This is a genomic window from Streptomyces sp. NPDC057623 (assembly GCF_042800355.1).
Lineage (GTDB): Bacteria > Actinomycetota > Actinomycetes > Streptomycetales > Streptomycetaceae > Streptomyces.
The window spans coordinates 65,829-81,544 of the sequence record NZ_JBHVGZ010000011.1; the positions used below are offsets into that span (position 1 = coordinate 65,829).

The 15,716-nt window shown below is 69.9% G+C and carries 10 protein-coding genes; 4 read left to right on the forward strand and 6 right to left on the reverse strand.

All coding sequences use genetic code 11. The features are described 5' to 3' along the window. The first annotated feature begins 244 nt into the window (after positions 1-244). Together ACFU95_RS14345 and ACFU95_RS14350 are read left to right on the forward strand one after the other, a co-directional pair. Positions 245-595, forward strand: a complete 351-nt coding sequence (locus tag ACFU95_RS14345) for a type II toxin-antitoxin system Phd/YefM family antitoxin (protein WP_383826739.1) — start codon at positions 245-247, stop codon at positions 593-595. After that, complete coding sequence (locus ACFU95_RS14350) at positions 592-816, forward strand: Fic family protein (RefSeq protein ID WP_383826743.1); 225 nt, start codon at positions 592-594, stop codon at positions 814-816. Before ACFU95_RS14345 ends, ACFU95_RS14350 begins: the two co-directional genes overlap by 4 nt. Before the next feature lie 371 nt (positions 817-1,187). Here the strand turns inward: ACFU95_RS14350 and ACFU95_RS14355 are convergent, their stop codons facing one another. The 6 genes from ACFU95_RS14355 to ACFU95_RS14380 form a co-directional block, all read right to left on the reverse strand. After that, positions 1,188-3,458, reverse strand: coding sequence for a UvrD-helicase domain-containing protein (locus ACFU95_RS14355; protein ID WP_383826746.1), 2,271 nt, complete (start codon positions 3,456-3,458; stop codon positions 1,188-1,190). Further along, entirely contained in the window at positions 3,455-10,288 is a 6,834-nt protein-coding gene (locus ACFU95_RS14360) for a DEAD/DEAH box helicase (RefSeq protein WP_383826749.1), read from the reverse strand. The genes ACFU95_RS14355 and ACFU95_RS14360 overlap by 4 nt, the downstream gene beginning before the upstream one ends. A 125-nt stretch (positions 10,289-10,413) precedes the next feature. Continuing rightward, positions 10,414-11,295, reverse strand: a complete 882-nt coding sequence (locus ACFU95_RS14365; RefSeq protein WP_383826752.1) for a hypothetical protein — start codon at positions 11,293-11,295, stop codon at positions 10,414-10,416. A gap of 123 nt (positions 11,296-11,418) precedes the next feature. After that, positions 11,419-12,600, reverse strand: coding sequence for a DUF3696 domain-containing protein (locus ACFU95_RS14370; RefSeq protein WP_383826754.1), 1,182 nt, complete (start codon positions 12,598-12,600; stop codon positions 11,419-11,421). Beyond that, positions 12,593-13,900, reverse strand: a complete 1,308-nt coding sequence (locus tag ACFU95_RS14375; protein WP_383826757.1) for a DUF262 domain-containing protein — start codon at positions 13,898-13,900, stop codon at positions 12,593-12,595. The genes ACFU95_RS14370 and ACFU95_RS14375 overlap by 8 nt, the downstream gene beginning before the upstream one ends. An 82-nt stretch (positions 13,901-13,982) precedes the next feature. After that, positions 13,983-14,405 carry an ATP-binding protein gene (locus ACFU95_RS14380; RefSeq protein WP_383826760.1) on the reverse strand — a complete coding sequence of 141 codons (423 nt, stop codon included), beginning with the start codon at positions 14,403-14,405 and terminating at the stop codon, positions 13,983-13,985. Between the two features lie 201 nt (positions 14,406-14,606). On the opposite strand from ACFU95_RS14380, the gene ACFU95_RS14385 reads away from it, so the two are divergent. Beyond that, complete coding sequence (locus ACFU95_RS14385) at positions 14,607-15,467, forward strand: helix-turn-helix domain-containing protein (RefSeq protein WP_383826763.1); 861 nt, start codon at positions 14,607-14,609, stop codon at positions 15,465-15,467. Beyond that, positions 15,464-15,709: a DUF397 domain-containing protein gene (locus tag ACFU95_RS14390; RefSeq protein ID WP_383826766.1), complete on the forward strand. Its 246-nt coding sequence runs from the start codon at positions 15,464-15,466 to the stop codon at positions 15,707-15,709. Before ACFU95_RS14385 ends, ACFU95_RS14390 begins: the two co-directional genes overlap by 4 nt. Positions 15,710-15,716: the final 7 nt, after the last annotated feature.

Sequence of the window (15,716 nt, forward strand, 5' to 3'; positions counted from 1 at the left end):
GGGGGCGGGACGGGGGCCGGGGCTGGCGGGGGTGGGGGTGGGTGCCTGAGGGCAGACGAGCCGAGCTGTACGCCGGGGAGTGTCACCGCAGCGCTATGACCTGCACAGATGTACAGGGAGGGCGCTTCCGTGGCTACCTTGATGGCTACGCAAGTAGGCCTCCAGGGCCCCCGGGCAGGACGTTCACTGGAATCCGTACAAGAATCGGTACAGAATCAAGGCTCTATATGGATGCGGTGACAGCGTGGAGATCCCTGAAGTCGTGACCGTCAGCGACGCGCGCGCGAGGCTGTCCCGGATCCTGACCGCCCTGTCGGAGGCCGGCGCGCATGCCGACCCGGTCCTGATCGGCGCCCACCGCAGGCCCCAGGCTGTCCTCCTGTCCGTCGAGGCCTTCGAGGCGCTGAGCGGCCGAGCGGCACGACGTGCCGCTGTCGCCTCGGCCACAGGCTCCATCGAGGCCGAGGGGCTCCGGGCCTCCAAGGCCTCCGAACGCGACACTGAGGCATACGTGACGGGCGACCTCGACGCGGACGCCCTTGTCACCCGCGCGATCGCCCGCTACCGACAGAAGTCGGAGCACCCGACAGGGTGAACGTTCTTCGGCCGTCCCGTCTCCTCCGGTCATCTGCGGAATCTCCCCGGCAGGAATTCGTCATCCAACTGGCCACGTTGTACGGCGACCTGAATGCCCTCCACCCGTTCCGCGAGGGCAACGGCCGTGTCCAGCGGGCGGTTCCTAGCCCAGCTCAGCGCCGACGCGGGATACGCCCTGAACTGGTCGGGCCTGGACCCTCAACGCAGCTTCCTCGGTGACAACAACCTGTTGGAGCAGCTGCTCGACAAGCGGGTCACCACGAGCTGACGCCCGTTGCTCCGGCCGGCAAGGATCCTCAAAGCAGAACGTCGCCCCTTGGGAACAGCCCGCCGTCGACGAATCTCACCGGCATCAGCCGACGAGAAGTGCCCTGAGTCGAGAAACGCAGCGTCAGAGGTGGGCCACTTTCCAGGTAGGGTTCCTCCTCCCCAACTACACCGCAGAACAGGACTTCGGTCGTGGGGGAGCGACTACACCTGCAGAGAGATGATCAGGCCGCGAATTCGGCCTGTAGAACGCGAGATCCGCAAGGCCGTCGCAGGAGCAGGCTTCGTCACCGGATGCACCCCCAGGCATACTGCAGCGCGGTTCAGCGCCTCAGTGCGCCCAATGGGCGGAGAAAGCGACTGGGTTCCCCGTTCCACGAGATCGTGAGCGCGTCCCGTGCTCTGGTCGCGGCGACGAACAGCAGGGAGCGGGCTCGTTGCAGTTCACGCCTGTGACGCAGTTTGTCGGTCCGTTCCCAGGTGTCGACAGCCGAGCGGGGGACCAAGCCCTCCGAGACGCCGGCAATGACCATGCGACGGTACTCAAGCCCCTTGAAGCGGTACATCGTGCCGACGTGCACTCCCTCGGCCCCCCGCGCCCCGTCGCCAGTGATCTTCGTGGCCATGATTCCGCGTCGGGCCAGCCGCGCGACCACCTCGTCGACCTTCTCGTTGGTCGGCACGCACACCGCGACGGACTCGCGCGGGACGTCGTGCCACGCGTGCACCTGCTCCACCACGAGGTCGAGTTCCTCGTCCCAGCTGTTCGCGCTCCGCAGGGACGGACGTCCGCCGTGCAACACCGACCGGTATCCCGCGAGGTCGTCGCTGCTGCCGTCCATGTCGTCGAAGTCGGCCCCTTCGAGGATGCCGATCGCGGTGCCCAGGATCTCGCGTGTGGTCCGATAGCTGAGCGTCAGCTTCGCCGAGCGGCCGCGGATGTTGATGCCCAGACTGCCCAGGGTGACCTGGTTGTCGTAGATCCTCTGGTGTGTGTCACCGACGAGGAAGATGTCGTCGGCCTCCCGGGGCACCATGGCCCGCAGCATCTTCCAGTGCGCGGCCCCGAGATCCTGGGCCTCGTCCACGACGACGTGCCGGTAGCGATGGCGCAGCCACGCGCCTGTCCCCGACTCCGCGTGGACGTTGCCGGGTCCGCCACGCTCTTCCTCCTGCAGACGACGTTCTTCAACCCTGTGAGCGCGGGCCATCTCCAACTGGGCCGCTCGTTCGGCCACTTGACGGTGGGTCTCCAGTCCCTTCACGTCGAGCCGTTGGGTGAAGCGCTCGGCGAGCTGCCAGATCTCGGCCCGGTCGGGGCGGCTCACGCTGCGGCCCCGGCCCGCCCGGCGGGCCTTGAAGTAGTCGGCGCGTGACGCCACGGCCTGGCCGAGGATCACCTGGTTCCACTCGTCGCAGAGGAACTCGGCGTCCCAGCGGTTCTCCCCGGCTTCCACCAGCAGTTGGCGCCACTCGCGCAGAGCCTGGGTGTCATCGATCCTGCGCTTGGTGTTTCCCGGGTCCGCCTCGCTCACGACACGCGTCGCCAACTGGTCGACATGCAGGATGTCGACACGGGCGAGCGTCTGCGGACCGCCGAGAGAAAGAAGGCGGGAACGCAGGTCGGCAGCGAGGTTCTTGTTGAAGGTGGTGAGGAGAACCGGCTTGTTGTGGCCGGGAGGCAGGTGGTCCACAAGGTGTTTCACCCGGTGCAGGGCAACGATCGTCTTCCCCGTTCCCGGGCCTCCTCCCACCCGGGCCGGACCGGAGTACCTGCGTCCCACCAGCTTCTCCTGGGTGGGGTGGAGGAACACCTTCCAACGGCCGAAGTCGCCCTCTTCGAGGATGCTCCGCAGCGAGTCGTCATCGGTGATCACCACTGCCTGCGAACGGTCGGCCGCCTCCCTCCACTCGTCACCGCGGACGCTACCGGGGGATGCCTCGACGGCCACGGCGACCGGCGCGGTCACCTCCTCCATGACCTGCTCGTACGGGACCTGGTCGCGCAGCCGCAGCAACACCTCGCCCGTGTGCCGTGGGGCGTACTCGGCGAGTCCGAGCAGTTCGTCGTCCGTGGTGAGCTTGAGGACAATCGGGATCAGGGGCTCGGCCACGCCCAGGTCGGCCAGTTGCCCCGCGGTGTACGCGGCGAACAGCGGGGCGTCGGGGGCGATGGCTTCCGGAACGGATGGTTCAGGACGTGCCCCGGGTGACGCCGTGCCCAGGACGTCGTCCTCCACCACCTGGAGGTCCACGTACTCGATCGCACCCGTGACCTGGTTGATGCCGTACGCGAGCCGGTCGAGGTTGCGGTGGACGTGGCCACGGTGCTTGACCGAGACCAGCAGCCAGTCATTGCCGCCGAGGCGGACCAGCAGGGCCCGGTACTCACGGTTGACGCGCGCCGACCACAGCCGCTCGTGTCCCTTGAGCGGCTTGAGGTCGAACCCGGGCGCTTCCGGGTTCTTACGGAACTCGTGCTGGAACTTGTAGACCGCCCCGACGATCGCCCGGTCCAGCTTGACGATCTCCTTGTCCGCCTTGTCGAGCAGGCGGAGGGTCGCGCCTGCGGTCGGCGCGCCGGTGCTGGTCATCGGTCCTGCTCCTCGTCGTCGGCGTTGTCGGCGTGGTGGCCATCTGCTTCGGCGTCGTCGTTGCCGGCCGGGCGACCGTCTGATTCGGCGGGCCCGGTCAGGGTGGCCGCGAGTTCCCGCGCGTCCCACTCCACCGCGGTCCGTACGGTCCACCCCGCCGCCGCGTACGCGTGGTCACGGTCCCGCACTTCGGCAAGGGCGGCTTCGTCTTCCTGCGCGGGGGCGAGAACGACACCGATGCGGTGGGTGGGCCAGGCCAGTTCGGCGGGCCAGGCTGCGTCGCCGAGTTCGAACCCGGCCACGGGAGCGGGCACCGCGGACCGGACCAGTACGTCGACGAGTTCCGCGAGTCCGGGCTCTTCGACGAGGTAGTCGACGACCTCGTCCCAGGCAGGATCACTCGCGGCGCCCGTCGCCGGCTCCGCAGGCAGGGGTGCCTCCACGGGCGGTACCCCGGTCTCGGCAGCCTCGGTGGAGAGCCCTTCCGTCTGCGGTTGCCGACGGGACTCCAGCCAGCCCACTCCCCCTGTCACGGCCAGCTCCACCGGGTCGAAGCCCGGCAGTTGGCTCGCCGCCAGCTGGACGCCGTCGCCCTCGCCCTCGTTGAGGAACTGAAGCAGATTGGTCCAGTACAGCCAGGCCTGCCACCGCCTGCGATGGGCGTTCTCGTCGCGGGCCGCCGCTTCCGGGCTGTCGTCGAGCACGGTCAGAGCGGTCCACACCGCGCCCGCCTGCCCCTTGCGCAGGTCGAGGGCGACCGTCAGCGGGCATCCGCTGCCGTCCTGGGTGGCCATGACCTGGACGGCACCCTGACCACCGGAGAGCCGCTTGCCCTGCAGCGCTTCGGCGATACGGTGCCCCACCTCGGGCCCGTCCGCCAGGGCACGGCTGGTCGCGGACACCGCGGCGAACCCCGCCAGCGCACTCTGGGTACGCCGCCGCCATACCCCTTGGTCCGGGGTGGTCAGGTAGCCGATCAGGGTGTTGACCGGGTTGGTCCACACGAAGTTGTTCAGGTCGCGCGGGTCGTCGCCGTGCAGCCGCCGGTGGATGTCCGAGGCGGTCTTCTGCGCCGTGTTCTGGTACGGCACCCATACGGGATCGGTGGGGGCCTTCGCGTTGCCGGTCCAGGCGCGTACGTCGTCCCAGGTCAGCTGGAAGACCTGCCAGCCGTGTCCGGCGCGCAGCCGCGTCCGTTTGGCGGCGTCTGACGCGATGCGGTTGTGCTCGGGACTCGCGTGGTAGCGGTAGCCGTCCAGGTAGACGGCGACCCGCTTGCGGTCATCGTCCAGGCTGCGGAAGACCACGTCGGGCACGGTGAATCCGAGGTCGGTCTGCGTCTCCATGCGCCAGCCGCTGACCTTGCCGTCGGGCGCGGTGAACCGCAGTGTCGTGTCGCGCTCACCGTCGGGTGTCTGCGCGGAGCGCACGCTCACCCCGTCGTCGCCTTCGGCCCAGGCGAGGAGCCCTCGGCGGAACAGTGCCTCCAGCTCGCTCTCGACCTGCTTGTCGAGACTGATGGCCCCGGTCGTCCCGGCTTCCTCGATGTCCCAGGCGTCACCGGTGCGGCCGAGGAGTTCACCGAGCATGTCGAGGGCGTGTTCGCGTGAGACCAGTTCGTACTCTCTGTCATCGACGTACCGCAGCAGGCACCGGTGGCAGGCGGGCCGCTCCTCACCTACGCACGGGCAGCGCTCGATGACCTGGCGGGCCCGGGTCAGCACGTCGTGCAGCCCGTCGGGTCCCGCGAGCCGGTGCAGATAGCCGGTGCCTCCGGGCAGCGAGTCGTACAGCACGAGGAAGTGCCTGCGGACGTCGCCGCCGGGCTCGGGCATCGAGTCGGTGACGACGGCCAGGTGGTCGGGGTCGCCGCCGTAGCTTTGGGCGATTCCCGCGAGGAGCAGCGCCTTGAACGTGGCCAAGCGCTCCTCGGTGTACGCGGTGACCGCGGGGATCAGAATGCGCAGCGCCTCGCTGCGCAACTCGTGGGCGAGCAGCAGTTTCACGCCCTGCTGCGCGGTTTTCGTCTCGTCGAGTCCGTCGCGCAGCCGGGGGCACCACGGGCGGTGGTACTTCGTGGCCTTGGAGGTGGCGAAAGCGCTCTGCTGTCCGGCCTGGGCGGCGGCGGGTCCGCCGTCGGGGTCCGCGTGTCCGCAGGAGTCGCAGACCCAGAAGGGGTTGAGCCGTACCTGGCGTCCCGCGAAGGCGTCCTCGACTCCGGTGTCCACCCGGGAGGCGCCGACGTTGAGGTGGCGGATCATGGCGTGCCGAGTGAGCTCCCAGCCGAAGGTGGCCTTCCTGTGCTTCCACCCCGCCTCGATGTGCTCGCGCGAAATGTCCACGGCCGGGACCACGGTGTAGAGGCGCCGTTCCCGCTCGTCGGTGTCGTCTCGTACCCGGATGTCGTCCCGCTGGTCGCGGGCCGTCACGCGATGCGGCACCAGTACCTTGTGCAGGCAGCCGACGTCGCCGATGGCCGGTGACGTGCAGCGCGGGCATGCGGTGGAGTCCTGGCGTGCCTGCTGCGTGCGGATGTGCCCGCAGTCGGGGCAGACCCGCCACCACAGCCACGCCGGGCGGTTCGGGCTGCCGATGTCGAGCCCGGTGACGCGGTGCTTGTAGCCCTGTACGTAGAAGTGGTTGCCGGGCGCGAAGTCGACGAGTGCCAGGCGCGCCGACCGCCCGTACCTGAGTACTTTGCTGTGGTGCTCGGGCTGTCCGTCCTTGCCGTCCTCACGCCAGGTGAGGGTGGCTTCGAGTTCGGTGAGCGAGTCGACGAGGCTGTAGTTGGGCAGCAGCCCGAGGTCGACGAGCGCGCCGTGCGCGGTGGTGCGGCTGATCTCGCCGGCGTGCCGGGACACGGCTCGCCGTTCGGCCCGCAGTTCCCTGCCCTGCCGTTCGTGTTCGGGGTCACCAGCCACCAGGGCCCGCAGCGCCGCGTCGATGGACGTGATGCGGCGCTGCATCTCGCCGCGCCGCTCCTCCCACTGGCCGCGGGCGTCCCTGAGGGCGTCGGCGAGACCCCCGGTCGCGTACGTGCGCAGCGCCTCGGCGGCCTGGGGGCTGACGCCCGTGCCCTTCTTCTCGTCGTACGGCGGGAACAGCTGCAGGAAGGTCTCGACGAGGCGGGGGCCCGCGGCCAGTGCCGCCTCCTCGAACTCGGTCAGCCACGCCGAGGCACCGAACAGGTCGTTGGCCAGGTGGGTCATCGGCCGGAGCGCGTCCCCGTCCTCGTCGGGCACGGGCAGGCGTCCGGCACCGGCCAGGTCGAGGAGGTGCGCGAGGTACTGGCGGCGCAGGATCTCGCTCGCGGAGAGGAAACAGCCGGGGGGCTGGATGTCCCCGGCGATCATCTGCCGGGGGTCGTCCAGGTAGTAGCGGTCGCGGGGGCCGCGATCGACCATGGTCAGCAGGTAGGCGTTGCCGGTGGCACGGCCGGCCCGGCCCACCCGCTGTACGTAGTTCGCGGGTCCCTTGGGCAGCGAGGCGAGGACCACGGCCGACAGGTCGCCGATGTCGATGCCGAGTTCGAGCGTGGGGGTACAGGACAGGACCTGCGGGTTGGCGTAGTGGGCCCGGGTGCCTTCGCGGAACGCCTTCTCCACGGCTTCGCGCTTGGGGCGGGTGAGGGTGCCGGTGTGCTCCGCCGTGTTGATGGTGAAGACGCCCGCGTCGCGGTACATCCGACGGTAGAAGTCCTGGGTGAAGTCCCGGCGCCGTACGCCGCTCTCCAGGTCCTGGCCGGTGCGCAGCAGTCCGCCGCAGCGGTAGCGGGGGCACGGCTGTCCGTGCCACTGGTCGGCCAGGGCGGGGTGGACGGTCTGCTCCCAGAAGCAGACCGGGCAGTGCGCGGAGGCGTCGGCCACCTGGTCGTCGGCCAGCTTGCGGACCTGTACGTGACCGGGCTGGAGGCCGTAGACGCGGGTCGCCCCGTCCTTGGCGGTGCGGGCGGACAGGACGCCCGCGTCGACGAGCGCGGGCAGCAGCCGTACGAGGAAGGCGTTGGCGGAGTCGGGGCGCAGGCCGAGGCTGCGCCGGGTCCAGTCCTGGTACCAGCCGAGGCGTCCGGTGACCACGTCGAAGTCGTCGCTGCCCTGCTTGGGGCTGCCGAGCAGGAACGCCGGGGCGGACACGCCGGGCGGGAACGCCGGCATCCCGGTCCTGCGCCCGCCCCAGACCAGCCAGCGCCGTACACCCGCCTCGTCCAGCCAGCCGTCGAGCCAGGCGTGCCGGATGGCGCCGCGTGTGCGCAGTCGTTCGAGGAGGCCGCGCACATGCCCGATCCAGCGGTCGGGGCCGGGCAGCGAGCCGTCCGGCAGCGCGATGTCCCCGGGGGTGGTGTGCAGGAGTTCGCGCACGATCTCGGCGACCGCGTCCGGGTCCTGGAGCGGGACGTCCGCGGCGACCGTGCGTGTCAGCTCCAGGGTGCGGCCCTGCCGGGACCTGAGCCCGAACTCCAGGACCGCCGCGAAGGCGAGACGCTGGGCGATGAGTTCCCAGGTGGCGCGGGAGCCGTGGCCGCGCCCGGAGAGCAGGGTGTCGACACCGCGCACGACGTGCAGGTCGGGCGGGATCACCGCGGTCTGGACGGCCTTGCTGTCCACGACGTCCGTGATGAGGTCGGCGGCCAGGTCGCTCAGCGCGATCGGCTCGTCCTCGTCGATGCGGCTGGCGAGCAGGGAGCGCAGCGAGAAGGTGTACGAGCGGTTGGCGACGTATCCGGCGCGGTGGGCGGCGTCCTGCACGGAGTCGTTGAAGAGGAGCGTCTTGTCCTCGTTCAGGTTCTTGTCGAGTTCGCCGCCCGTGAACAGCTGGGTGATGGAGGCGGCGGCGAGCGCGGCGAGCCCGGTTCCGAGGTAGCGGATGGCGTTGTAGGTGCGGCAGGCCGGGCACTGGTCGCCCCGCGCCGCCCGGTCGTCGCCGATGTCCGCCCAGACGAACGCCGCGTCGTGCAACGGCTTGGCGGTGTGGGGGCCTTCGCCGCCGCGCGGGGGGTCGAAGTCCGTTGCGCGGGACAACGGCCGTACCCTCCCCAGTGCTCCGTCGAGCACCATCACGGTCGGTCCGCTGCGCTGTTTCTCGGCCACGAACGCCGTGTCGTAGGCCTGCTGCGGGGTCGCCGCGATCATGTTGCGGACGCGGCTCTTGTCGCGGCCGACGGACGCCCGGCGGATCTTATGGGCGTTCATGTCCAGCTCCGCCGGGTCTGCCTCCGGGGAGAGCGCGGCCCAGCCGGAACGGCCGCACTCCCGGCAGAAGACGGCGGGCAGGAACACCTGGGCGGGCGGGGGCGCGCTGTCACCCGCGGGCGCGACGGGGCCGCCCGTATCGCCATCGGGGGTGAGGGCTTCCGTGTTCCTGCCACCGGTCTTGCGCGCGGTGAGCCTGCCGCCTCCGGTGACCCGTTCGTCGTCCCAGCGGAACTCCGCCCTCGCCGCGCTGACGCCACGCAGCACCCGGGAGACGGAGCGTACCCAGTGGTGCACCTCGATCGACAGGAGCGGGCGGGTGGGGTGTTCGGGGTCGCGGGCCGTGGAGAGCAGGGCGACATAGCGCGCGAGGGCCTGGGCGGCGACGGCCGGGCTCTGCTGGACCGCCATGCCCCAGTGGTAGGCGTAGCGCGGCAGGACATCCATGATCTCGGGTGTGGTGCGCGGCCGGCCGTCGAGGACCTCCAAGACGGCGGCGGTCAGCCGGTGGCGGCGCAGTTGTCTGCCGAGCTGTACGGCGTCGAGACCGCTTCTGCCGGTGAAGGCGGCGGCCAGTTGATCCAGCGCTTCGGGGTCGCGGGTGGGATCGCCCAGCTCCGCCACTTCGTGCGGGGAGGGGAAGGGCAGCCCGAAGTCGCTCTTCCCCGCGAAGTCCTGGGTGCTGCGCCGCTCCTCCCCCACCACCGCGTCCGGCGGGAAGGGCACCCCGAACACCTGCTCCGCCACATCCAGCATCGACGCGCCCGCCGTGCCCGGAGTTCCCTCGCCGAGGGTGGCAGAGGTGGCGACGGGACAGACCGGGCCCAGGGGCCTCCCCGGCTCGTTCAGGTCGGCGACGGAGCCGAGCCGGCGCAGCAGCATGGCCACGTCGGTGCCCTGGGCACCGTCGTACGTGTGGAACTCGTCGAGGACGACGTAGGCGAGCGCGGAGCCGTCCGGCTCCCGCCACAGCCGTTGGTCCTCGGGCCGCTGGAGCATCAGGTCGAGCATCTTGTAGTTGGTGATGAGGATGTCGGGCCGGGTGCGCCGGATCTCGTCCCGGTCGACCGCGATACGCGGGTTGGCCTGCTTGAACTCCTTGGACGCCTTGTCGCCGATGTAGAGCGCCGCGCGCACCCCGGCATCCCTGAGCCGGGCGTCCCGGGGGCTGTCGAGGTAGTCGTTGATGCGGTGGGCCTGGTCGGTGGCGAGCGCGTTCATCGGGTAGAGGAGAACGGCCTTGACGCCTTCCCTTCCTGCCTCCCGCTCTCGTCGGCAGTGGTCGAGGATCGGCACGAGGAACGACTCGGTCTTGCCGGATCCGGTACCGGTGGTGACCAGCGTGGGCCGGGCGGAGCCGTGCAGCGTCGAGAGGCGTTCCCAGGCCCGCTCCTGGTGACGGTGGGGGGTGAAGCCCTTGATCCGCGGCCACCAGGTGAGATGCCGCTGCCAGTCGTCGTTCTCGGCCGAGCGGAAGGGGGTGCGGATGCGCAGGTACGGGCCGCGGAAGATGCCGTCGTCGGCGTCGCCGAGGAACTGCTCCAGGGCGCTGCGGGTGCCTTCGTCCGCCAGGGCGTACGTCGTCGACAGGTACTGGCTCAGGCTGTCGCGTACCTGCTCGGCGGCGAGGGTCGGTCGCACCCTGCTTCTCCTTCGTTGCGATGTCTCGTCGGTGCCGCTGCCTGCCCGGCTCCGGGCCCCACCGTAATGGGCGGTGCCGACATCCGGCCCGGCGGTGGTGGCCCGGGCCTGTGCGTCCGGTCCGGTCAGACGCCGAGTTTGCGGCCGACGTGCGCGATGCGTACGGCCTTGTTCTCCGGCACGAGCCGGAAGTGCACCCGGCCGGGTCCCGGGGTGAAGCGGGCATGCGTGTCGAAGATCCGCGTCCGGCCGTCGAGGTCGGTGAACGCGCAGAGTTCCCGGGCGCGCTGCTCGCCCTCGCCCGTCACCCAGGAGTGCCACTGCGGTCCTGCGGGTTCGGTGTCCGGGTTCCAGGAGGAGACCGCCTGGTCGAACTCGGCCAGCCGTTTCGCCACCGGACGTACCCAGGCTTGCAGGAGACCCCGGAGTTGTTCCTCGACCCCGGGAAGGAACTCCAGGTGGGGGAAGAGGCTCGCGCGCCGCTCCCACAGGTCTGCCCCATGGGCCACCGCGTCGAGTCCGCCCCTGCGAACCAGCTCGACCTGTTGGGCGATCCATCGCAGATGCTCGTCGACGTGCGTCCCGCTCGACGCGTGACGAAGCTCCACGTCGCTGGTATGCGACGTGAACCCGCCGTCCTGTTCCTCGACCAGTTGCTCACGTTCCAGTGAGACCCGGTCGTCGCCCCAGCACGGCTCGACGGCTAAGGACACCCCGAGCCCGTCCATGAGGTGGGCCGCGCCGAGCCCTTCCACCGTCTCGCCCCGGTGCCGGTATTCGACGTCGTAGTAACCCTCTCCCTCGGGGAAGACGACGCGGTGCGGCCACTTGCTCTGCATCTGGAGCAGCCGCCGCCAGGCGTCACGGTTCCTCGGGTTGCCGTGCCACTTGCCGATCGGATGCCCGGCGGCGATCTGGAGCCCGGTGATCGGGTCGTTGCTGACCAGTACGGTGCCCGGCCGGTCGACCCGGAGTACCGCGAGCACCGCCCGCGCCAGTTCCGTCATGGCCCGCTCCGCGTGTGCCGGATCGCACCCGGTCCCGCATGATCTCTCGTTCAGGAACAGCAGCGGCACGTTTCCCCCTCCGTGTTGTCGTCCGCGCCCGTCGCCAGGCCCCCCGGCCGGTGCTCAGGCCAGCAGTTCGTCGAGCGTGTTCTCCAGCTCGTCGAAGAACCCCGCGGGCCACTGGTCGAGCAGCCCGTCGGCGTCGATGCGGGGACTGGCCACCTCGCTGCCCGTGGAACCGCCCCGGAAGTAGTGGAGTACGGCCTTGTCCGGTGCCAGCACCCCACGCTTGGCGGCGAGCCGCACCCCGTTGAGTACGTGATCGCTGTGCGTCTCCACGACGAGCTGCGCCCCTTGTGCGGCCGCCGCCGACACGAGGGCGGCCATCCGGGTCTGGCCACGCGGGTGCAGATGCGCCTCGGGGTTCTCCAGCAGGACCAGGGAGCCGGGCATGGCCGTCAGACAGGCCACGACGATCGGCAGGGCGTACGTGAGGCCGAAGCCGACGTTCGTGGGGCGCCGCCGGGTGCCGCGGGGGCCGTCGAAGCCGTACGAAAGGCGCACCGAGTCTGTGCCTTCGATGGTCTCGGCCTGGAGGTCCACGCCGGGGCACAGCTCCCCCATCCAGGCTGCCGCCTGGTCGAGCAGCCGGGCCGACTCCGCGCGCGTGTGTCGCAGCGGCCCTTCGGGGACCTCGTCCCTGGCGTGATGGCGCAGGAAGTTGACGGTGTGCTCGCCTCGCACGCCGAGGAAACCCCGCCCGATGGACACGTGGTGGTCGCGTGGGTAGAACTCGGCGGGCGAGATGCGGTCGGCGTGCAGATACTGGAACCCGGCGCTGAAGTACCCGGGGACCACGGCGGCGGCTCCGACCGGGGACTTCTCGGTCCCCTCGCTCGTCAGCGGGATGTCGACACGGGTCAGCGGAAGCAGATTCTGTTCGGCGTCGTAGGCCACGGTCCAGGAGTAGCGGTACGCGCCTTCACTCACCGCGAGGGTGATCTCCGGCTCGTCGCCCACGAAGTCCTCGTGCAGGACGTCGTGGCCGGTGCCGAGGGAGACGAGTTCACCGTTGAGGAGGAAGCCGTTGTCCACTGCCATGACCTCGCCGGAGCCCACCTCTTCCACAAGGTCCCGTACGTCGTCGAAGTCGCCCGCGGTGTACGACTGTTGGAGGAGGCCGAGGGCCTGTAGGACGCTGCTCTTGCCGGAGGAGTTGAGGCCGGTCAGCAGGGTGAGGGGCCCGAGCGGCAGGTCCACGTGCTGGAACGCCTTGTAGTTCCTCAGCGTCAGCTGGTCAATCACTGCCCACTACCCCCTGGAAGAGCTCCGCCATCGCGGTGAACCTCTTGCGCACCTTCTTCGTGTCGCCGGTGGCGACGGAGATGGCCCGGTCGAAGTCCCAGTCCTTCATCAGCCCGAAGAACCCTTCGAGCACCCTGTCACTCGACGTTACCAGCGTCTCACGCGCGTGATCGTCCAGGATGGCGAGATTGACCGCGACCGTCTCGAACAGGGCTTTGTTGATGGGCGACTTGGCCCCCTTTCCACCCCTCCATTTCCGGAACGCGTGATCGCCGAAGATGTCCGAAGCACAGCGCATGGCCTTGCGGAACTCCAGGGCCAGCAGCTCCCGTTGCGCTTCGCTCAGCCGGTTGATGTGGTGCATGGAGGTGACGAGGAACTGGTCGAAGTCGCGCTGTGTGTGCTCGGCGGGTTTGCTCAGCCGGAACGCCAGGAAGCGCAGCACCATCTCCCGGTCGGCCATCCGCTCGTTGGACACGCTGTGCCCGGTGGCGTCGCCGAAGGCCGGGTCCTCGGCGAGGTCGGCGAGGTAGCCGCGCACCGGCCCGTCGACCAGGGCGTGCCGGATCTCCTGCGGTGTGAGCGGCAGCCCTCCGGTGTTGATCCGCGAGAAGACGTTGAACTTCACGGCCTCCGGCGTGCCCTGCTGGATGATGTGCACCACCAGCTGGGTCTCGCGCAGCCTGATCTTCAGCCGCCCGCTCAGGCCCTCGTACCCCTTGCCGTGGTGGTCACGCAGATAGTCGAGGCCGCGCAGGGTCAGCGGCGGCATGTTCACCGCCTCCGGCGCCATGAACCGGGCGATGGCCGTGAGCCGCTGGATGCCGTCGACCACGGCCCAGTCGTCGTTCTCGTCCTGCGCCATGTGGAAGGACGAGATGGGGATGCGCAGCAGCAGCGATTCGATGAGCCGGCTCTGCTGTACGTCGGTCCAGATGCCGGCCCTGCGCTGGAAGTCGGGCGCGAGGTCGATCATGCCCTCCTTCAGCCGCGAGAGGAGCAGGTCGACGGTGGTCGACTGGGTCTCGATCTTGATGCTCTCGGGCCGGAAGGGTGCGGAGATCTCGTCGGGGTCCCGCGTGCTCGCGCTGGACTCTGTGCCCTCCTCGTCGGCGGGCTGCTCCAGCTCCACCCCGGTCGGCAGCCCGTCGCCGCCGACCTCGACGGGGCCGTGCAGCGAGGGGAACAGCCCGGGCTGGAGCAGTTCGGTGTCCTCCGGCGGGAACTCGTAGCGCCGGAATCCGACGTCCCGCCCGCGCCCGGTCGCCCGCCCGCTGCCACTGTCCTCAAGCCCTGCCATGACTCCCCGTCGCCTCCGCCGTCCGCCGTCACTGACCTTGATCCGTGGCCGGCTGCCAGTCTATGGACGGCGGGCGCGCCCGTCAGTGCGGCAGGTCCAGTTCGGCGCGGACCGTCTTGCCGACGGGCAGACGGTCGAGTACGGCCCACCGGTCGGCCAGCGCCTCGACGAGCAGCAGGCCCCGGCCGCCGTCGGCCAGGGCTGCGGTGGCGGCCTGGGCGGCCGGGGCAATGATTCCGCCCGGCCCGGCGGGACGGCGCTCTCCGCGCGGGTCCGCGACGTCGATCCGGAGGGCGTACGGGTCGAGGCTGAGCCGTACCTCGAAGTCACGGCCGGGAACGCGGCCGTGGGTGACGGCGTTCGCCGCCAGCTCGGCGACGAGGAGCGCGGCGGTGTCCGAGACGTCGGAGCCGTACGGGATGCCCCAGGCGTTCAGCCGGTGCACGGCGAGGTGACGGGCGAGGCGGGCGCCGCGCGGAGTGGAGCTGAAACGCTGCGCGAACACACGTACGGTAGCCGGCAGTTGGGGGGGCTGGACTTGGCGTCATGCTCCCAAACTGGCCGCGCGAGAACCCTGCACACCAGGTCAGCGACTCGCACTCTGTGTGAGAGTACGAGTACGGAGGGTGGACAGGGGTGGCAACTGACCGTAACCATGGCCCGTTGGAAGTGGTTCGCGGGGCAGGCGTACGGGAGGTGTCCTCGCATGACGGACGGTACGGGCGGGTCGGGCGGTACGAGCGGGTCGCCGGGCGGCGGTGAGCCGGAGGTGTCGGACAGTCTCAGGACGTTCGGCGAGGTCTTCAAGGCTTTCCGCAAACGAGCGGGCCTCACGCAGGAGGAGTTCGCCGATCTGGTCCCGTACTCGGTGCAGACGGTCGCCAAGATCGAGCAGGGCCGCCGGTTCCCGCAGCCGGACTTCGTGGGGCGGGCGGAGGAGGTCCTGGACGCGTTCGGGACGTTGCGGGGTGCGGCACTGCATCTGTCACGGCAGCCGGGGTTGGCCAGTTGGTTCCGGCAGTGGGCGAAGTTCGAGGCGGAGGCGGTGAGTCTGTACACGTACGAATGCCGGGTGGTGCCGGGCCTGTTGCAGACGGAGGCGTACGCGCGGACGCTGTTCGTGAACCAACTGCCGCCACTGGGCGACGACCAGATCGAGGCCCAGTGGATGGCGCGGAAGGAACGGCAACGGCTGCTCAGGGAGCGGCCGAACACGGCGTTCAGCTTCATCCTGGAAGAGCACCTGTTCCTTCGGCGGACAGGTGGGACGGAGGTGACGCGAGAGTTGATTGACCATGTGCTGGCGCTTGCGGAGTTGCGGAACGTGGAGGTGCAGGTGATGCCGCAGGTACGGGAGAACCACGCCGGGCTCGACGGCCCTATGCAACTGCTGGAGACCCCGGAGAACCGGTGGCTCGCCTACACCGAAGGCCAGGAAAGTGGACAGTTCATCCACCACCCCAAGGTCGTCAGCATGCTCCAGATGCGGTATGCCAGGATGCGATCACAGGCACTCTCCCTGGAAGACTCCCTGGGCCTGTTGCAGGAGATGCGAGGAGCGGTATGAACACGTCCGAACTGGCCTGGTTCACGAGCAGTTACAGCGGCTCCGATGGCGACAGCTGCGTCGAAGTGGCGTTGGCCTGGCACAAGTCCAGCTACAGCAGTGGCGGCAGTGGCGACTGCGTCGAGGTGGCCACGTGCCCCGACGCTGTACACATCCGGGACTCGAAGGTGCGGCGGGGCCCGCAGTTCGTCGTCTCCACAGAGACGTGGACGCTTTTCCTGTCGTACGCGAGGCAAGTCTGACGCCCCT